This is a genomic window from Streptomyces marokkonensis (genome assembly GCF_039539045.1).
In the GTDB taxonomy this organism is placed as follows: domain Bacteria; phylum Actinomycetota; class Actinomycetes; order Streptomycetales; family Streptomycetaceae; genus Streptomyces; species Streptomyces marokkonensis.
This window is the reverse complement of record NZ_BAABCQ010000060.1, coordinates 20,484-39,634: the sequence shown is the minus strand read 5'-3', so window position 1 is coordinate 39,634 and position 19,151 is coordinate 20,484. Positions and strand designations below refer to the sequence as shown.

The window sequence follows — 19,151 nt, the reverse complement described above, 5'->3', positions numbered from 1 at the left end:
AACTCCTTCATGGTTTCTGCGACTGACCCCGGTGGAGCACCGGGCGGTGTACTGAGCCCACTCCACGTGAACAGCACTTGAACGAGCCGCGCCCGCCGCACACGGATTGGCTCAATCTGTACGCCCCACAAGTAGACGAAGAAGAGAGCCGGTCATGGACTTCCTTCGCCCCGCCAGCTGGGAGGAGGCGCTCGCCGCGAAGGCCGAGCACCCCACCGCTGTGCCGATTGCGGGTGGCACCGACGTGATGGTCGAGATCAACTTCGACCACCGCCGGCCCGAATACCTCATGGATCTGAATCGCATCGGTGACCTGACCGAGTGGGAGGTCGCGGAGGACTCCGTACGGCTCGGCGCCTCCGTGCCCTACACAAGGATCATGGAGAACCTGCGCACCGAGCTGCCGGGTCTCGCCCTCGCCTCGCACACGGTCGCCTCCCCGCAGATCCGTAACCGCGGCGGCGTGGGCGGGAACCTCGGCACCGCCTCCCCGGCCGGCGACGCCCACCCGGCGCTGCTGGCCGCGGGTGCGCGGGTAGAGGCCGAGTCGGTGCGCGGCAGGCGCCTGATCCCGATCGACGACTTCTACACGGGCGTGAAGCGCAACGCGCTGGAGCCCGACGAGCTGATCCGTGCCGTGCACGTCAGGAAGGCCGACGGCCCGCAGCAGTTCTCCAAGGTCGGCACCCGCAACGCCATGGTCATCGCCGTGTGCGCCTTCGGCCTCGCCCTGCACCCCGAGACCCGCACGGTCCGCACCGGCATCGGTTCGGCCGCGCCCACCCCGGTCCGTGCCAAGGCGGCCGAGGAGTTCCTGAACGCGGCGCTCGAAGAGGGCGGCTTCTGGGACAACGGGAAGATCGTCACCCCGTCGGTCGCCAAGCAGTTCGCCGACCTGTGCTCGGCCGCCTGCAACCCGATCGACGACGTCCGGGGCACCGCGAGCTACCGCCGCCACGCGGTCGGCGTCATGGCCCGCCGGACACTCACCTGGACCTGGGAGTCGTACCGCGGCGCCCGCCACACCACGGAGGGAGCGGCGTAATGCGCGTCAACTTCACTGTCAACGGACGTCCGCAGGAAGCCGACGACGTGTGGGAGGGCGAGTCCCTGCTGTACGTGCTGCGCGAGCGGATGGGACTTCCCGGCTCCAAGAACGCCTGTGAGCAGGGCGAGTGCGGCTCCTGCACGGTCCGCCTGGACGGCGTTCCGGTGTGCTCCTGTCTCGTCGCGGCCGGTCAGGCGCAGGGCCGCGAGGTGGTCACCGTCGAGGGCCTGGCCGACTTCGCCAGGGAGCGCGCCGAGGCCTGCGCCACCGGCGCCTGCTCCAACGCGAGCAGCGGAAGCGGCGGCGACAGCGCGAGCGGCGGCACGGGCAAGGGCGCCACCCTCGACGAGGCCAAGCGCCGGCAGGTCGGGGGCACCGACTCCCAGACCGGCGAGGGCGCCGAACTGGCCCCCGTACAGCAGGCGTTCATCGACGCCGGCGCCGTCCAGTGCGGCTTTTGCACACCCGGTCTGCTGGTCGCCGCCGACGAGATGCTGGAGCGCAACCCGAACCCGACCGACGCGGACATCCGCGAGGCGCTGTCGGGGAACCTGTGCCGCTGCACGGGCTACGAGAAGATCATGGACGCGGTCCGCCTGGCCGCGGCCCGTCAGTCCGAGGGGGTCTGAGCATGGCTGCCACCGGCGCACCCACCAAAATCACCCAGGGTTCCCAGACCAGGGGCGGCATCGGCGAGTCCACGCTCCGCCCGGACGGCACCCTCAAGGTCACCGGCGAGTTCGCCTACTCGTCCGACATGTGGCACGAGGACATGCTCTGGGGCCAGATCCTGCGCTCCACCGTCGCGCACGCCGAGATCGTCTCCATCGACACCGGCGAGGCCCTCGCCATGGCCGGCGTCCACGCCGTCATGACCTACGACGACCTGCCCACCGAGGTCCGCAACTACGGCCTGGAGATCCAGGACACCCCGGTCCTCGCGCACGGCAAGGTACGCCATCACGGCGAGCCGGTCGCGATCGTCGCCGCCGACCACCCGGAGACCGCGCGCCGCGCCGCCGCCAAGATCAAGGTCGAGTACCGCGAACTGCCCGTCATCACCGACGAGGCCTCCGCGACCGCCCCCGACGCGATCCTCGTCCACGAGAACCGCGACGACCACCACGTCGGCCACGTCCCGCACCCCAACATCGTGCACCGCCAGCCGATCATCCGCGGCGACGCCGACGGGGCCGCTGCCCGCGCCGACGTGATCGTCGAGGGCGAGTACTACTTCGGCATGCAGGACCAGGCCTTCCTCGGCCCCGAGTCCGGCCTCGCGGTGCCGTCCGAGGACGGCGGCGTCGACCTCTACATCGCCACCCAGTGGCTGCACTCCGACCTGAAGCAGATCGCCCCGGTCCTCGGCCTGCCCGAGGACAAGGTGCGCATGACGCTGTCCGGCGTCGGCGGTGCGTTCGGCGGGCGCGAGGACCTGTCGATGCAGATCCACGCCTGCCTGCTGGCGATGCGCACCGGCAAACCGGTCAAGATCGTCTTCAACCGCTTCGAGTCCTTCTTCGGCCACGTCCACCGCCACCCGGCCCGGCTCTTCTACGAGCACGGCGCCACCAGCGACGGCAGGCTCACCCACCTGAAGTGCCGCATCGTCCTGGACGGCGGCGCCTACGCCTCCGCCTCCCCGGCGGTCGTCGGCAACGCCGCCTCCCTGGCCGTCGGCCCGTACGTGGTCGACGACGTGGACATCGAGGCCGTCGCCCTCTACTCCAACAACCCGCCCTGCGGCGCCATGCGCGGCTTCGGCGCGGTCCAGGCGTGCTTCGCCTACGAGGCGCAGATGGACAAGGTGGCCAAGGAACTCGGAATGGACCCGGTGGAGTTCCGCCGGATCAACGCCATGGAGCAGGGCACCGTCATGCCCACCGGCCAGCCGGTCGACTCCCCGGCGCCGGTCGCCGAACTCCTGCGCCGCGTCAAGGCGATGCCGATGCCTCCCGAGCGCCAGTGGGAGTCCAGCGAGGGCGCCGACGTACGGCAGCTGCCCGGCGGCCTGTCCAACACCACACACGGCGAGGGTGTCGTCCGCGGCGTCGGCTACGCGGTCGGCATCAAGAACGTCGGCTTCTCCGAGGGCTTCGACGACTACTCCACGGCCAGGGTCCGCATGGAGGTCGTCGGCGGCGAACCGGTGGCCACCGTGCACACCGCCATGGCGGAGGTCGGCCAGGGCGGCGTCACCGTTCACGCGCAGATCGCCCGCACCGAGCTGGGTGTCACGCAGGTGACCATCCACCCGGCGGACACCCGGGTCGGCTCGGCCGGCTCCACCTCCGCCTCCCGGCAGACGTACGTCACCGGCGGCGCCGTGAAGAACGCCTGCGAGCTCGTGCGCGAGAAGGTCCTGGAGATCGGGCGCCGCAAGTTCGGCTCCTACCACCCGGCCTGGGCCACCGCCGAACTCCTCCTGGAGGGCGGCAAGGTCGTCACCGACGGCGGCGAGGTCCTCGGCGACCTGGTCGACGTACTGGAGGGGGAGGCCGTCGAGGTCGAGGAGGAGTGGCGGCACCGGCCGACCGAGGCCTTCGACCTGCGCACCGGCCAGGGCAACGGCCACGTCCAGTACTCCTTCGCCGCGCACCGCGCCGTCGTCGAGGTCGACACCGAGCTGGGCCTGGTCAAGGTCATCGAGCTGGCCTGCGCCCAGGACGTCGGCAAGGCCCTCAACCCGCTCTCCGTCATCGGCCAGATCCAGGGCGGCACCATCCAGGGCATGGGCGTCGCGGTGATGGAGGAGATCGTCGTCGACCCCAAGACCGCGAAGGTCAAGAACCCGTCCTTCACGGACTACCTGCTCCCCACCATCCTCGACACGCCGACCATCCCGGTCGACGTGCTCGAACTCGCCGACGACCACGCCCCGTACGGGCTGCGCGGCATCGGCGAGGCCCCCACCCTGTCGTCGACCCCGGCGGTCCTCGCGGCCGTTCGGAACGCGACCGGGCTGGCGCTCGACCGCACGCCGGTACGACCGGAACACCTCACCGGCACGGCGTGACAAGGACTTCGGGCGGCGCACGGAACATCACACACTCCGCGCCGCCCGGAGCACACCCCAAGTACCGCTCCGCTCGCGGCGCTTGAAGCTCGACCACACAGGAACCACCGCACCACCCCGCACGCACACCACCGCACATAGGCACCACCGCACATACGCGCACCACCACACACGCGTTCGTCTCGGGCCGTCCCCCGGGTCGTACCCATCCCAAATCCCGCGACCGCTCCCGCGGTCGACCCGGGTGCACCTATGAACCTTGGGAGACGGCCCCATGACCCAGCAGTCAGTGGAGCCCGAGACCACCGCCGAGGACGCGGGCGCGGGTTCCCGCGTCCCCGCCGGCCGGTCTTGGCTCGACCGGTACTTCCACATCACCCACCGAGGATCCAACGTCGCGCGTGAGGTGCGCGGCGGCACCACCACCTTCATGGCGATGGCGTACATCGTCCTGCTCAACCCCGTGATCCTGTCCGGCAAGGACGCCGCGGGGGACACCCTGGGCCAGAAGGCCCTGATCACCGCGACGGCGCTCGCCGCGGCGGTCACCACGCTCCTGATGGGCTTCGTCGGCAAGGTGCCGCTCGCCCTGGCCGCCGGACTCTCGGTGTCCGGCGTGATCGCCGGCCAGGTCGTCCCGCAGATGACCTGGCCGCAGGCCATGGGCATGTGTGTGATGTACGGCGTGGTGATCATGCTGCTCGTGGTCACCGGTCTCCGCGAGATGATCATGAACGCGATCCCGCTCGCCCTCAAGCACGGCATCACCATGGGCATCGGCCTGTTCATCGCCATCATCGGCCTGGTCAAGGGTGGTTTCGTCCACGCCGGCAAGGCGACCCCGCTCACCCTCGGCCCGGCCGGCGAACTCGCGGGCTGGCCCGTTCTGCTCTTCGCGGGCACCCTGCTGTTGATCTTCATGCTCCAGGCGCGCAACATGCCCGGCGCGATCCTGATCGGCATCGTCACCGGCACGATCGTCGCCTCCGTGCTGAACGCCACCGGCGTCATCGACCCCAAGCAGTGGGCCAACGGCGCCCCCGAACTGCACGGCAGCGCCGTCTCCATGCCGGACTTCTCGCTCTTCGGCGACCTGGAGTTCGGCGGCTGGGGCGAGGTCGGCGCGATGACGGTCGGCATGATCGTCTTCACGCTGGTGCTGGCCGGGTTCTTCGACGCGATGGCCACGATCATCGGCGTCGGCACCGAGGCGAAGCTCGCCGACGACAAGGGCCGGATGCCGGGCCTGTCGAAGGCGCTGTTCGTCGACGGCGCCGGCGGCGCGATCGGCGGTGTGGCGGGAGGCTCCGGCCAGACCGTCTTCGTCGAGTCCGCGACCGGCGTCGGGGAAGGCGCCCGCACCGGACTCGCCTCGGTGGTCACCGGCCTGTTCTTCGCGGCCTGCCTCTTCTTCACGCCGATCACCGCGATCGTGCCGCAGGAGGTCGCCTCCGCCGCGCTGGTCGTCATCGGCGCCATGATGATGATGAACGCCCGGCACGTCGACTGGGCCGACCGGGCCACCGCGATCCCGGTCTTCCTGACCGTCGTCCTGATGCCGTTCACGTACTCGATCACGGCGGGTGTCGCCGCCGGCGTCATCTCCTACGTCGCCATCAAGGCCGCCCAGGGCAAGGCCAGGGAGATCGGCGCGTTCATGTGGGTCCTGACGGTGATCTTCATCGTCTACTTCGCCCTCAACCCGATCGAGAGCTGGCTGGGCGTGCACTAGCCACGGCCTCGGGAACCCTTTCCGTATCACCGCTCTGTGAGGAGACCGACAGATGCTGGACATCGCCGAAGAGCTGAACCGGTGGGTCGAGCAGGGACGCGACTTCGCCGTGGCCACCGTGGTGGCCGTCAGCGGCAGCGCACCCCGCCGGCCCGGCGCCGCCCTCGCGGTGGACGCCGGGGGCACGGCGATCGGCTCGGTCTCCGGCGGCTGTGTGGAAGGGGCCGTGTACGAGCTGTGCCGGCAGGCGCTGGACGACGGCGAAACCGTCCTCGAGCGCTTCGGCTACAGCGACGAGGACGCCTTCGCCGTGGGCCTGACCTGCGGCGGGGTCATCGACATCCTCGTCACGCCGGTACGGGCGGACGATCCCGCACGTCCGGCACTGGCCGCCGCGCTCACCGCCGCCGCGCGAGGTGAGGCGGCGGCGGTGGCCCGGATCGTGCGCGGCCCCGCGGAACTGACGGGCCGCGCGCTCGTCGTCCACCCGGACGGCACGTCCGAGGGCGGCTTCGGCGCCCACCCGGAACTGGACCGCACAGTGGCCGCCGAGGCGGGCGCCTTCCTGGACGCCGGACGCACCGGCACCCTGGAGATAGGAGAGCAGGGCTCACGTTGCGGAGCACCGCTCACACTTCTGGTCGAGTCCTCGGTCCCGGCACCCCGCATGATCGTCTTCGGCGCGATCGACTTCGCCTCGGCCCTGGTCCGCGCCGGCAAGTTCCTCGGCTACCACGTGACGGTCTGCGACGCGCGCCCCGTCTTCGCCACGAAGGTCCGCTTCCCCGACGCGGACGACATCGTCGTCGAGTGGCCCCACGCGTACCTCGCACGCACCGAGGTGGACGCGCGCACGGTGCTGTGCGTCCTGACCCACGACGCCAAGTTCGACGTACCGCTCCTCGAGCTCGCCCTGCGCCTGCCGGTGGCCTACGTCGGCGCGATGGGCTCCCGCCGCACCCACCTCGACCGCAACACCCGCCTGCGCCAGGTCGGCGTGAGCGACCTGGAGCTGGCCCGCCTCAGGTCCCCCATCGGCCTCGACCTCGGCGCCCGCACCCCCGAGGAGACGGCCCTGTCCATCGCCGCCGAGATCGTCGCGACCCGCCGCGGCGGCACGGGCGCCTCCCTGACCGGCGCCCACACCCCGATCCACCACGACGGGCCGTCGGCACCGGCGGGGCGCATCGGGTCGGTGGCCTGATCAGCGCCGACTCCTGCTTGACCGCAAGGGACCGCGGCTTCCCAAGCTCAGAGCGCGAGTTCGATTCTCGTCACCCGCTCTTTGGTGCAGTCCCTGGTCAGCGACCGGGGGCTTTCGTCTCACCCCCAGCGGCACCAGCCCGGGTCCCCTCCGCGGACAGTCAGAGCGTGACCACCCTGCCGACCCTCATGCCCCATCCGTGCTCAGCCGAGCGGACAACAGCGGTCGGATGCGGGTTCCAGAGCCCATAGCCACACACCCTGCCCAATGGGAAAGCGCAGTTCAGAACCACTTCAACGGCCCAAGAGCCGCTGATTCCCAAGCTGGGAGAGTGCTTCCGTTTCTCGTCACCCAGCCCACGGAGAAGATTCAGGTCACTCGCTGGCCTTCGTGCTGTCCCTGCCCATCACTCGCCGTGGGTGGGCGCCCATGGCCCAGTTGAGCCAGCCTCTCAAGCCGGCCAGGCATCAGCGACCACGAAGGAAACAACCGTGCCGCCGAGGTGGGTACGACTTCGAGGTTCCCGACTCGGCGAAACCGGGGGACGAGCGCAAGTGATCTCAGCACAGGCATGGGCCGATGCTCAACGGCTGTGGGAATTCCAGCTAATGGGTCATGAACCGCGCCCTTGTTCCGTAGGGATCGGGCTGGGCAGTCATGATCTCGGCGTCGCGGAGACGACCGCCGATCTGTACCACCGGGGCATGATGCCGCTGGTCGTCTTCACCGGGGCGACCAGCCGCACCACTCGCGACCGTATGCCGCGAGGAGAGGCTGAGCACTACCGTGAGCGGGCGGTGGAGCTGGGGGTTCGGGCCACTGCGATCCTCGTTGAGCCGCAGGCGCGGAACACGGGGGAGAACATCACTTTCTCCCGTGCGCTGCTCGAAGAGCAGGGGATCGACACGCCCTCCGTACTCATCGTCAGCAAGCCGTACGAGGAACGTCGCGCCTACGCCACGGCCCGGAAGCTGTGGCCGGGGACGGAATTCGTCAGCGCGTCGGCCTCCATGACGCTTCCCGCATACGTCGACTCGATCCAGGACGCACGGCTGGTCGTCGACATGCTCGTCGGCTCCCTGCAGCGCTTGCTGATCTATCCGGCGCAAGGCTTCATGATCACGCAAGACGTGCCGGACGGAGTCATCCGCGCGTACGAACGGCTTGTGTCCGAGACGTCTGGTTGTGGCGGACCTGGACCCTGGCGCCAGGCTTGCCGTCGTCACCATCCCGCTACACGTGGGGCCGGCGGACCCAGGCGGGCCTCGCCCCGCGTACACGGTGGCCCGACCAGCGGGATGCGCGCTGACCAGCGAAGGTCCGTACCCCTACCTGGTCAGCGACACCTTCGCCACCACCGGTCGGTGGTCCGAGGCCACGGCCTCCTCGGGGACGGACGCGTCGTGCACCCGCACGCCCTCGCCCACGGCCACGTAGTCGATCCGCTTGACGGGTGCCGCCGCCGGATAGGTGCCGCCGGTCCCTGCCCCGGCGTCGCGCAGCCCCGCCCACAGCGGCCGCAGTTCGGGCGCGGCCGGCTCGGCGTTGAGGTCGCCGAGCAGTACCTGCCGCGCCCCCGGCAGGTCAGCCCGCTCCCGCGCCATGATCCGCCGCGTGTCGGCGACCTGTGCCACCCGCACCGCCGGGTCGGACCGGTAGTCGAGGTGCGTCACGAAGACCTGCACCGGCACCCCGCGCACCTTGAGCGTCACCTCGCCGAAACCGGGCGCGGGTGCCGGCACCGGGTTCTGGTCCTGCGTGGACAGGCGTGTGATCTCGTGGTTCGTCTCGGAGCGGATCGGGAAGCGGGACAGTACCGCCACGCCGTACTCGCGCCGCGGGCTCCCGGCCTCCACGGGGTCGAGGCTGTAGACGGGGGCGAACGACACCCGCATGCCGAGCCGTCGGGCCAACTCCCCGGCGACGTCGAGGTCCTGACTGCGCGCGCCCCAGTGCACGTCGACCTCCTGGAGGCCGATCACGTCCGCGTCGAGGGCGCGCAGCGCGGCGGCCTGCCGGTCGAGGTCGAAGACGCCGTCCGATCCGGTGCCGGCGTGGATGTTGTACGTGGCGACGCGCAGGGGGACCGCGTGCCCTCGCGTGGCGGACGCGGAGGTCGAGGCGGAGGCGGACGGGGCCGCCAGCGCCAGGCTCAACAAGGCGGCGGCCACGGACAGTTGATTGAAGGTGCGCGCTCTGACAGACATGTCGGCACGGTACGCGGGAAACGTCCGCCGCGAGGCGTGCGACGCGAGACCGTCCGTCTCCCGTCCCCCGTGCGCAACCGGGGATTCACGGACGCCGCAGGAGCTGGTTGACCGCGCGGCCGAAGACGTACCGCCCCGCACGGCCCAGCGCGCCGTCGAAGAGGGACGGGAGGAGACGGACCCTCAGTTCCTCGCGCCACACGACGCGGGTACGGCCGCCGGGGCCGGGGTGGACCTCCACCTCGGCCCAGCCCCCGACCAGCCGGCCGCGTTTCTCCAGTCGGCACAGGCCGGGGGCCTCGTCGTGCGGTGGCTGCCAGACGGTCACCTCCATCGTGTCGTCGAAGGCGAACGGGCCGGCGCCCGTGCGGGCCACGATCAGCGTGCCCCGGCGCGTTGGCCCGGGGGTGGTGACGGCGACCCGGGTCAGCGGCACGGCGTCACCGTGCCGCTTCCACGTGGTGAGCCTGCGCCAGGCCTCGTCCAGGGGGAGCGGGGCGGTGCGTTCGAGCGAGAAGGTGGCCACGGAGCGATCGTAGGGAACCGGCCGCGTGACTGGGCGCAGGCCCTGGCGGTAGACCTTTCCCGGCTCGGCCTTGCCGGGGACCCGCCAGTTCCTGAGATGGGCGAAGCCGTGCTCGACCGGCGCTCGGACGGCTGCGAGCGCCTTGTTGGACAGTTTCTGTCCTCAAGTCAGGCGGCGGCGAAGGCGGTCTGGGTGGTGATACCGCCCGCCACGAGGATGGCGCCGGCCGCCACTGCGACGACCGTGTTTCTCGATCTGAACTTCACGTTGCCCTCCGTCATACAGCTCGGCGTGAGCCGAACTATCTGTAGAGTCACCGACTGCACGTGCAGTCGAATTCGCCCTGATCGCTGCTGCGGTGAGAAGTGCGAGAATTCCTACGAGCCCGACCGACGGAACGATGATGACAGTCGAGTTCGCGGTATCGCTCAGTCTGAATGCCAGGCCGAGTGCCAATGAAATGGCACCTGTGCCATAGGCGGTCAGGAAGGTCACCGTCAGCACCGGGGCCGCAGAGGCGTGCCCTGCTTGCCATGCGTGGTCGGAAGACATCGTCGCCTTGGTCCGAATGCCAATCGCAGAGTTGCGTTGGATGCTGCCGCTCGCGACTTGGCTCTTCATGTAATGAATCACCGCGCCCAGCGTCATCAATCCCACGCCGAAAGTGAATCCCGCGACCGGATCCATTACTTGTCCTCCAAGAACGTAGATATCGGCGACCCGCATATGCCCGAACCCTCAAGCGGGGTAGTGCAGCATTGCGATCGTAATGTGATCGTTTCGGGGGGTTGGAGGTCGTTTCGAGACATCCTCGGTAGATGTATGGCGCATTGCAGGTAGTTGACGGCCGCCGCTGGTTGCAGACGGAAGCCCAAAAAGGCTCCCAAAGGGTGTCTCCCTGCATCCTCTCGAATGAAGGTTCGAGGTAGTGGGGGTGTTCGCCGGGTTACTCAGCCGACACGCAAGTGACGCCGAGAGTGAGGAGGACCCCGTGAGCGAGATCCCCGTGAGCGAGATCCCCGTGAGCGAGAGTCCCGTGGGCACCGACCCCGTGAGCGGACGCGGCCGGCGCCGGGCACTGGTGACCGGCGGGGCCGGGTTCGTCGGATCCCACCTGTGCGGCCGCCTGCTCGACGACGGCACGGACGTCGTGTGCCTGGACAACCTGGCCACCGGCTCCCACGGCAACGTGGCCGAACTGGAGCGGCACCGCGGCTTCCGGTTCGTCCGGGCCGACGCCACCGACCCGGTGGCCGTGCGCGGTCTGCCCGGCCGGTTCGACCTGGTGCTGCACTTCGCCTGCCCGGCCTCGCCCGCCGACTACCTCCGGCTGCCACTGGAGACCCTCGACGTCGGCAGCACCGGCACCCGCAACGCCCTGGAGCGGGCCCGTGCCGACGGTGCCCGCTTCCTGCTCGCCTCCACCTCCGAGGTCTACGGCGACCCGCTGGAACACCCGCAGCGGGAGAGCTACTGGGGCAACGTCAACCCCATCGGCCCGCGCAGCGTCTACGACGAGTCCAAGCGCTTCGCCGAGGCCCTGGTCACCGCCCACCGCCAGGTGCACGGCACGGACGCCGCCATCGTCCGCATCTTCAACACGTACGGGCCCCGCATGCGCACCGGCGACGGCCGCGCCGTGCCCACCTTCATCGCGCAGGCACTGGACGGCATGCCCCTCACCGTCGCCGGCGACGGCGGCCAGACGCGCTCCCTGTGCTACGTCGACGACACCGTCGACGGCGTCCTGGCCCTCGCCGCGTCCGGTGAGAGCGGGCCGGTGAACATCGGCGGTGCCGACGAGATCACGATGCTGGAACTGGCCCGCCGCGTCGTCGAGCTCACCGGCTCCGGCTCCCGCATCCGCTTCGTCGAACGCCCCGTCGACGACCCCGGCCGGCGCAAGCCCGACACCACCCTGGCCCGCGAACGGCTCGGCTGGCAGCCGCGCGTCGGCTGGAGCGAGGGTCTGGAGCGGACCATCGGCTGGTTCGCGCACTCCGTCGCGGCCTGACCGCGTAGCGCAGACGCGCCTGATCGCAGACAGACATCCTGACTGCGTAACCACGGCACTCACATACCGTGACATGTCCGTTCATATCCGGAACTGAGTTGTCTCCAAGTGTTTGAGTCAGCCGCACCGCGGCACCCGCGAGCCCTGAGAGACGAGAGATTCCAGTAGTCGCCCGGGACGGAGCACCCCCCATGCGCATCCTCGGTATCAACGCCCTGTTCCACGACCCGGCCGCCGCGCTCGTCGTCGACGGCCGGACCGTTGCGGCCGCCGAGGAAGAGCGCTTCAGCCGCCGCAAGCACGGCAAGCGCCCGGTGCCCTTCTCCGCGTGGGAGTTGCCGGAGCTGTCGGCGCGGTGGTGTCTGGAGCACGCCGGGATACGGCCCGGGGAACTGGACGCCGTCGCGTACTCCTTCGACCCCAAGCTCGCCCGGCCCGCCCGCGACATGGGCCTGGACGACCCGTGGGACCCGCTGCGGCTGGAGTACGCCCGTCGCGCCCCCGAGTTCCTCGCCGACGCGCTGCCCGGGCTCGACACCGACCAGGTCGTCTTCGTGCCGCACCACGTCGCGCACGCCGCCTCCGCCGGACCGGCCTCACCGCACCCCGACAACGACGTACTCGTCCTCGACGGACGCGGCGAGTCCGCCTCCCACCTGGCCGGCCGCTACCGCGACGGCAAGCTCGACACCCTCGCCACGCAGGCCCTCCCGCACTCCCTCGGCCTGGTCTACGAGGAACTGACCGAGCACCTCGGCTTCCTGCGCAGCAGCGACGAGTACAAGGTGATGGCCCTCGCCTCCTACGGCACCCCCCGCCACCTCGACCGTCTGCGCGAGCACATCCACGCCACCGGCGACGGCGGCTTTCGCGCCCACGGCGTCGACTGGGCGGCCCTCGCCCCGGCCCGCGCCAAGGGCGAGGACTGGACGAGGGACCACGCCGACCTCGCCGCGAGCACCCAGGCCGTACTGGAGGAACTCCTCCTGGAACTCGTGCACTGGCTGCACCGCGAGGCCGGCGGAGAAGCGCTGACCATGGCGGGCGGCGTCGCGCTCAACTGCGTCGCCAACTCGAAGATCGCCGCCCGTGGCCCGTACCGGCACGTGTGGGTCCAGCCCGCCGCCGGAGACGCGGGCACCGCCCTCGGCGGCGCCCTGCACGTGGCCGCCGCTCAGGAGGGCACCGCCCCCGAGCCCATGCCCGGCGCCGACCTCGGCCGCGGCTGGAGCGACGACGAGATCCGTGCCTGGCTGGAGACGGCGGCGATCCCGTACGAGGAGCCGGACGACATCGCCGAGACGGTCGCCGAGGAACTGGCCCGGGACGGCGTGGTCGCCTGGTTCCAGGGGCGTAGCGAGTTCGGGCCGCGCGCACTCGGGCACCGCTCCCTGATGGCCCACCCGGGCCGCTCCGAGAACCTGGAGCGGCTCAACCACGTCAAGGGCCGCGAGGAGTTCCGTCCCGTCGCCCCCATGGTGCTGGCCGACCGCGCCGCCGACATCTTCACCGGGCCCCTCCCCAGCCCGTACATGCTCTTCGTGCACGACGTCGCCCCCGCCTGGCGGGACCGGATCCCGGCCGTCGTGCACGTCGACGGCACCGCCCGCATCCAGACCGTCGAGGCACGCCGCGAGCCGCTCGTCGCCCGGATGCTGAACGCCTTCGAACGCCGCACCGGGCTGCCCGTCGTGGTCAACACCAGCCTCAACACCGCGGGACGGCCCATGGTCGACGACCCGCGCGACGCGCTGGAGTGCTTCGGCTCCGCACCTGTGGACCTACTGGCCATCGGACCGTTCGCGGTCCGCCGGGGGGAGGCGTTCGCATGACCGGCGCTCCCCGGACCGGCGGCGCCAGGACCGGTTACGCCGTCGTCGTCCCCACCCTCGTACGGGACACGCTGGCCGACTGTCTGGCCGCGCTGGTCGCCGCGATCGGCCCCGATCCCGACGAGATCGTCCTCGTCGACGACCGGCCCGGCCCCGACGCCGACCCCGGCGCACTGGAGCATCCGCTCAGCGTCCTCGGCGACCTGCGCGAGCGCACGGTGGTGCTGCGCAGCGGCGGCAGGGGGCCCGCCGCCGCCCGCAACACCGGCTTCCGCGCGGTCACCTCACCCTGGACCGCGTTCCTCGACGACGACGTCCAGGTCGGCCCGCACTGGTGCGACCAGCTGGTCCAGGACCTCGCCGAGGCGGCACCCGACACGGGTGCCGTGCAGGGCGTGATCGCCGTGCCGCTGCCGGGCGAGCGCCGCCCCACCGACTGGGAGCGCGGCACCGCCGGCCTCGCCCGGGCCCAGTGGATCACCGCCGACATGGCCTACCGCACCGATGTACTCCAGGAGGTCGACGGCTTCGACGAACGCTTCACCCGTGCCTTCCGCGAGGACGCCGACCTCGCGCTGCGCGTCCTCGACGCCGGCTGGCGCATCCGGCGGGGCCGCCGCACCACCCGCCACCCCGTGCGCGACGCCTCCCGCTGGGCGTCCCTGAAACAGCAGCGCGGCAACGCGGACGACGCCCTGATGCTGCGGCTGCACGGCCCGGACTGGTGGGCCAAGGCGGTGGCCCCCAAGGGCCGGATCCGGCGCCACGCGGCGATCACCGCCGCCGGTGTGGCCGCCCTCGCCCTCGCCGCCGCCGGCCGCCCTCGTGCCGCCGCGGTCGCCGGGCTCGGCTGGGCCGCCGGCACCGCCGAGTTCGCCCGGGCCCGCATCGCCGCGGGACCGCGCACCCGTGACGAGGTCACGACGATGCTGGTCACCAGCGCGCTCATCCCGCCCGCCGCGACGTGGCACCGGCTGAGCGGACTGTGGCGGCACCGCCGCGCACCCGCCTGGCGGGAGGTGGCCGCATGAACCCCGTCAAGGCCGTACTGTTCGACCGCGACGGCACCCTGGTCCACGACGTCCCCTACAACGCGGATCCCGAGCGGGTCCGGCCCGTCGAGGGCGCCCGCGAGGCGGTGGCGCTGCTGCGCGAACACGGTGTCGGCGTCGGCGTCGTCACCAACCAGTCCGGTGTCGCCCGCGGCCTCATCAGCGACACCGACGTCCGCCGCGTCAACCGGCGGATCGACGACCTCGTCGGCCCCTTCGACGTCTGGGCGATCTGCCCGCACGGCCCCGACGACGGCTGCCACTGCCGCAAGCCGCAGCCCGGCCTGGTCCTGTGGGCGGCCGGACGCGTCTGCACCGCCCCCGCCGACTGCGTCGTCATCGGCGACATCGCCGCCGACACCGAGGCCGCCGAGCGCGCGGGCGCCCACGGCATCCTCGTCCCCAACGCGCAGACCCGCCCGGAGGAGACGGCCGGCGCGGCCCATGTCGCGCCGGACCTGCTGACCGCCGTACGGGAGGTACTCGACGGTCCGCCCAGGGGCCGGGCCCTCGCGGACGAACGTGCCATCGAGGCGGCGTTCGGGGCGGCGGCGGCCTCGGCCCCCACCGCTCCCACCCCCACCCCGACTTCCTCCCCCACCCCCACCGCCGGGACCGCCCCGGCCCCCGAGGCGTCACCCGAGACGCTCCGGTCACGTGCCGCCGCGCACACCCGCGGGAGGCCGCGATGAAGGCGCTCGTCACCCGGCTCGACAGCTTCGGCGACGTGCTGCTCGCCGGACCCGCCGTGCGGGCCGTCGCCGCCCGGGCCGACCACGTCACACTGCTGTGCGGCTCGCGCGGCGCCCCCGCCGCCCGCCTGCTGCCCGGCGTCGACGAGGTGCTGGTCTGGGACGCGCCGTGGGGCGGGTTCCAGCCGCCCGACGTCGGGCGGGAGGACATCGACGCGCTGGTGGACCGGATCGACGCCGACACCGCGCTGATCCTCACCTCCTTCCACCAGTCCCCGCTGCCCACCGCCCTGGTCCTGCGCCTCGCCGGCGTCCGGCACATCACCGCGGACAGCGTCGACTACCCCGGCTCCCTCCTCGACCTGCGCCACCGGCGCGCCCCGCACGCCCACGAGGCCGAGGCCGCCCTCGACCTCGCCGAGGCGGCCGGATTCCCCCGCCCCGACGACGGACGGCTGCGGGTCCGCACCCCGCCCCGCGCCGACACGCTGACCGGCCCCGGCCCCTACGTCGTGCTCCACCCCGGCGCCAGCGTCCCCGCCCGCGCCTGGAGCCCCGAACGCGCCGCCGAGGCCGTGCGCGAACTCGCCGCCGCCGGACACCGCGTGCTGGTCACCGGCGGCCCCGACGAGCGCGACCTCACCGCGTGTGTCGCGGGCGAACACGGCACCGACCTCGGCGGCCGCACCGAGGCCCCACAACTGGCCGGCGTCCTCGCGGGCGCCGCCGTCGTCGTCACCGGCAACACCGCGCCCGCCCACCTCGCCGCCGCCGTCGGCACCCCGGTCGTGTCCCTGTTCGCGCCCGTCGTACCGGCCGAGCGCTGGCGGCCGTACGGCGTCCCCTACGTCCTGCTCGGCGACCAGGACGCGCCCTGCGCCGACAGCCGGGCCCGGGACTGTCCCGTCCCCGGCCACCCATGCCTGAACACCGTCACGGCGACCGATGTGGCCGCCGCCGTCGAGAAACTCCTGGGGGAGGCATGAGGATCCTCATCTGGCACGTGCACGGGTCGTGGACCACGGCCTTCGTGCAGGGCCCGCACACCTACCTCGTCCCCGTCACCCCGGACCGCGGACCCGACGGCCTCGGCCGCGCACGCACCTGGGACTGGCCGGACTCCGTCGTCGAAGTGGAGCCGGAGCGGCTGCGGGACGAGCACATCGACCTGGTGATCGTCCAACGCCCGCACGAACTCGCCCTGGTGGACGAGTGGCTCGGCCGCCGCCCCCCGCTGGTGTACCTGGAGCACAACGCCCCCGACGGCTCCTCTCCCGGAGTACCCGACACCCGGCACCCCGCCGCGGACCTCCCCGACGTCACCACCCTCGTCCACGTCACCCACTTCAACCGGCTGATGTGGGACGCGGGTCCGACGGAGACGACGGTCGTCGAGCACGGCATCATCGACCCCGGCCACCGCTGGACCGGGGAACTGGACCGTGCCGCCATCGTCGTCAACGAGCCGATCCGGCGCGGACGTACGACCGGGACCGACCTGCTCCCCGCGTTCTCCCGCGCCGCCCCGCTCGACGTGTTCGGCATGCGCACCGAGGGACTCGCCGAGCACATCGGCGTCGACCCCGACCGCTGCCGCACGCGGGACGTCCCCCAGAGCGACCTGCACGCCGAACTGGCCCGCCGCCGCGTCTACGTCCACCCCGTCCGCTGGACCTCCCTAGGCCTGTCCCTCCTGGAGGCCATGCACCTGGGCATGCCCGTGGTCGCCCTCGCCACCACCGAGGTGACCGAGGCCGTGCCCCCGGGCGCCGGAGTGGTCTCCAACCGCATCGACGTACTGACCGACGCCGTACACGACTTCCTCGCCGACCCGCCGCACGCGCGGACGGTCGGCGACGGAGCCCGTGCGGCGGCCCTGTCCCGTTACGGGCTGTCCCGCTTCCTGGACGACTGGGAGCGGCTGCTGAAGGAGGTGACCCGATGAGGATCGCCATGGTGTCCGAGCACGCGAGCCCCCTCGCCGCGCTCGGCGGCGTCGACGCCGGTGGACAGAACGTCTACGTGGCCCGTCTCACCGAGGAGTTGGCCAGGCGCGGCCACGACGTCACGGTCTACACCCGCCGGGACGCCCCAGGCCTGCCCGACCGGGTGCCGCTGCCCGGCGGCGCGGTCGTCGAGCACGTGCCGGCCGGACCGCCCGCGGCCGTGCCCAAGGACGAACTCTTCCCGCACATGCCCGCTTTCGGCGCCCACCTGGCCCGCGCCTGGGCCCGGGAGACACCCGACGTGGCGCACGCCCACTTCTGGATGTCCGGCATGGCCTCCCAGATCGGCGCCCGGCCGCACGGCGTCCCCCTCGTGCAGACCTTCCACGCCCTGGGCACCGTCAAGCGACGCCACCAGGGCATGCGGGACACCAGCCCGTACGAACGCATCGGCATCGAACGGCAACTCGCCCGCGCCTGTGAACGCGTCCTGGCCACCTGCACGGACGAGGTCGTGGAACTCGGCGACATGGGCGTACCGCCCCGGCAGGTGTCCGTCGTCCCCTGCGGTGTGGACGCCGAGCACTTCCACCCCACCGCCGACACCGGCCGCACCCCCGCCCGCAAGGAGCGGTACCGGCTGCTGGCCTGCGGCAGGCTCGTGCCCCGCAAGGGCTACGACCAGGCCATCCGCGCCCTGGCCCACGTCCCCGGCACCGAACTCCTCATCGCGGGCGGCCCGCCCGCCGGCGGCCTCGACGCCGACCCGGAGGCGCGGCGCCTGACCGCACTCGCCCGCCGCACCGGCGTCGCCGACCGGGTCCGGCTGCTCGGCGCGGTCGACCCCGAGGACATGCCCGCCCTGCTCCGCAGCGCCGACCTGGTGCTGTGCACCCCGGTCTACGAGCCCTTCGGCATCGTGCCGCTGGAGGCGATGGCCTGCGGCGTGCCCGTCCTCGCCACCGATGTCGGCGGCCACCGCGACTCCGTGGCCGACGGGACCACGGGCCGCCTGGTCACCCCGCAGGACCCCGATGCCATCGCGGACGCCGCCCGCGAACTCCTCGCCGACGAACGGCTGCGACGCCAGTACGGCAGGAACGGCCGCGAACGCGTCCTGCGGCACTACACCTGGGCGCGCGTCGCGGACGGCGCGGAGCAGGTCTACCGCCTGACCCTCGCCGACCACGAACTGTCGAAGGAGGTGGCGTGATGACCGTGCACCCGCCCGTCGTCGGGCACTGCGACGAACTCCAGTACGCGCTGGGGACGTTCCGTGCCTCCGCGCACATCACCGAACGCTGGGGCTCGAGGCTCGCCGCCGTCCTCTGTGGCGGCGGCCGGCTGCTGGCCGCGGGCAACGGCGGCAGCGCCGCCCAGGCCCAGCACCTGACCGCCGAACTCGTCGGCCGCTACCGCGACGACCGCCCGCCGTTCTCCGCCATCGCCCTCCACGCCGACACGTCCTCCACCACCGCCATCGCCAACGACTACGGCGTCGACGAGGTGTTCGCCCGCCAGGTCCGCGCCCACGGCCGCGAGGGCGACGTACTGATGCTGCTGTCCACCAGCGGCGCCAGCGCCAACCTGCTCTCCGCGGCCGACGCCGCCCGCGCGGCCGGCGTACGGGTGTGGGCGCTCACCGGCTGCGCCCCCAACCCGCTCATGGCGGGCAGCGACGAGTCCCTGTGCGTGGACGCCCCCTCGACGGCCACCGTCCAGGAGATCCACCTGGTCGCCGTGCACATGGTGTGCGCGGCCTTCGACGCCGCGCTGGAGAAGAGCGTGCGGGGCGCACGGAGCGTGCGGGATGCGCGGGACGCAGGGGGCGCAAGGGGCACGGGCGGCCCACGGGGAAAGGGAACGCGGAGGTGACGGAACG

General features: G+C 72.1%; 16 protein-coding genes and 1 pseudogene. 14 read left to right on the top strand and 3 right to left on the bottom strand.

Annotated features, from left to right (window positions below; translation table 11 throughout):
* Positions 1 to 154 precede the first annotated feature (154 nt).
* From ABEA26_RS17090 to ABEA26_RS17065, 6 genes and pseudogenes are all read left to right on the top strand, one after another.
* Positions 155 to 1,045: an FAD binding domain-containing protein gene (locus ABEA26_RS17090; RefSeq protein WP_345593263.1), complete on the top strand. Its 891-nt coding sequence runs from the start codon at positions 155 to 157 to the stop codon at positions 1,043 to 1,045.
* A complete protein-coding gene (locus ABEA26_RS17085; RefSeq protein WP_345593262.1) occupies positions 1,045 to 1,677 on the top strand; it encodes a (2Fe-2S)-binding protein in 633 nt (210 codons plus the stop codon). Before ABEA26_RS17090 ends, ABEA26_RS17085 begins: the two co-directional genes overlap by 1 nt.
* A 2-nt stretch (positions 1,678 to 1,679) precedes the next feature.
* The gene (locus ABEA26_RS17080; protein WP_345593261.1) at positions 1,680 to 4,064 is read left to right on the top strand and encodes a xanthine dehydrogenase family protein molybdopterin-binding subunit; all 2,385 of its coding nucleotides are present in this window, start codon (positions 1,680 to 1,682) and stop codon (positions 4,062 to 4,064) included.
* A 274-nt stretch (positions 4,065 to 4,338) separates the two neighbouring features.
* Positions 4,339 to 5,796 carry an NCS2 family permease gene (locus tag ABEA26_RS17075; protein ID WP_345593260.1) on the top strand — a complete coding sequence of 486 codons (1,458 nt, stop codon included), beginning with the start codon at positions 4,339 to 4,341 and terminating at the stop codon, positions 5,794 to 5,796.
* Positions 5,797 to 5,848: 52 nt separating this feature from the next.
* Complete coding sequence (locus ABEA26_RS17070; protein WP_345593258.1) at positions 5,849 to 7,000, top strand: XdhC family protein; 1,152 nt, start codon at positions 5,849 to 5,851, stop codon at positions 6,998 to 7,000.
* Positions 7,001 to 7,554: 554 nt separating this feature from the next.
* Positions 7,555 to 8,166, top strand: a pseudogene (locus ABEA26_RS17065) (YdcF family protein); the annotation flags it as partial.
* A gap of 162 nt (positions 8,167 to 8,328) precedes the next feature.
* On the opposite strand, the gene ABEA26_RS17060 reads toward ABEA26_RS17065, so the two are convergent.
* From ABEA26_RS17060 to ABEA26_RS17050, 3 genes are all read right to left on the bottom strand, one after another.
* A complete protein-coding gene (locus ABEA26_RS17060; protein ID WP_345593256.1) occupies positions 8,329 to 9,207 on the bottom strand; it encodes an endonuclease/exonuclease/phosphatase family protein in 879 nt (292 codons plus the stop codon).
* 85 nt (positions 9,208 to 9,292) lie between these two features.
* Positions 9,293 to 9,733: an SRPBCC family protein gene (locus ABEA26_RS17055; RefSeq protein ID WP_345593254.1), complete on the bottom strand. Its 441-nt coding sequence runs from the start codon at positions 9,731 to 9,733 to the stop codon at positions 9,293 to 9,295.
* A gap of 162 nt (positions 9,734 to 9,895) precedes the next feature.
* Positions 9,896 to 10,420 (bottom strand): SdpI family protein, encoded by a 525-nt coding sequence (locus tag ABEA26_RS17050; RefSeq protein WP_345593253.1) that lies wholly within the window; start codon positions 10,418 to 10,420, stop codon positions 9,896 to 9,898.
* A gap of 334 nt (positions 10,421 to 10,754) precedes the next feature.
* Here ABEA26_RS17050 and ABEA26_RS17045 point away from each other — a divergent pair, with 334 nt between their 5' ends.
* The 8 genes from ABEA26_RS17045 (at position 10,755) to ABEA26_RS17010 (ending at position 19,144) form a co-directional block, all read left to right on the top strand.
* Complete coding sequence (locus ABEA26_RS17045; protein WP_345593265.1) at positions 10,755 to 11,747, top strand: UDP-glucuronic acid decarboxylase family protein; 993 nt, start codon at positions 10,755 to 10,757, stop codon at positions 11,745 to 11,747.
* 191 nt (positions 11,748 to 11,938) lie between these two features.
* Positions 11,939 to 13,579 carry a carbamoyltransferase family protein gene (locus ABEA26_RS17040; RefSeq protein WP_345593251.1) on the top strand — a complete coding sequence of 547 codons (1,641 nt, stop codon included), beginning with the start codon at positions 11,939 to 11,941 and terminating at the stop codon, positions 13,577 to 13,579.
* Complete coding sequence (locus ABEA26_RS17035; protein WP_345593250.1) at positions 13,576 to 14,610, top strand: glycosyltransferase; 1,035 nt, start codon at positions 13,576 to 13,578, stop codon at positions 14,608 to 14,610. The genes ABEA26_RS17040 and ABEA26_RS17035 overlap by 4 nt, the downstream gene beginning before the upstream one ends.
* Entirely contained in the window at positions 14,607 to 15,323 is a 717-nt protein-coding gene (locus tag ABEA26_RS17030; protein WP_345593249.1) for a D-glycero-alpha-D-manno-heptose-1,7-bisphosphate 7-phosphatase, read from the top strand. The genes ABEA26_RS17035 and ABEA26_RS17030 overlap by 4 nt, the downstream gene beginning before the upstream one ends.
* A complete protein-coding gene (locus tag ABEA26_RS17025) occupies positions 15,320 to 16,309 on the top strand; it encodes a glycosyltransferase family 9 protein (protein WP_345593248.1) in 990 nt (329 codons plus the stop codon). Before ABEA26_RS17030 ends, ABEA26_RS17025 begins: the two co-directional genes overlap by 4 nt.
* A complete protein-coding gene (locus ABEA26_RS17020; protein ID WP_345593247.1) occupies positions 16,306 to 17,268 on the top strand; it encodes a glycosyltransferase in 963 nt (320 codons plus the stop codon). The genes ABEA26_RS17025 and ABEA26_RS17020 overlap by 4 nt, the downstream gene beginning before the upstream one ends.
* Entirely contained in the window at positions 17,265 to 18,482 is a 1,218-nt protein-coding gene (locus ABEA26_RS17015; protein WP_345593245.1) for a glycosyltransferase family 4 protein, read from the top strand. Before ABEA26_RS17020 ends, ABEA26_RS17015 begins: the two co-directional genes overlap by 4 nt.
* Complete coding sequence (locus ABEA26_RS17010) at positions 18,482 to 19,144, top strand: D-sedoheptulose-7-phosphate isomerase (protein ID WP_345593243.1); 663 nt, start codon at positions 18,482 to 18,484, stop codon at positions 19,142 to 19,144. Before ABEA26_RS17015 ends, ABEA26_RS17010 begins: the two co-directional genes overlap by 1 nt.
* The last annotated feature ends 7 nt before the right edge of the window (positions 19,145 to 19,151 follow it).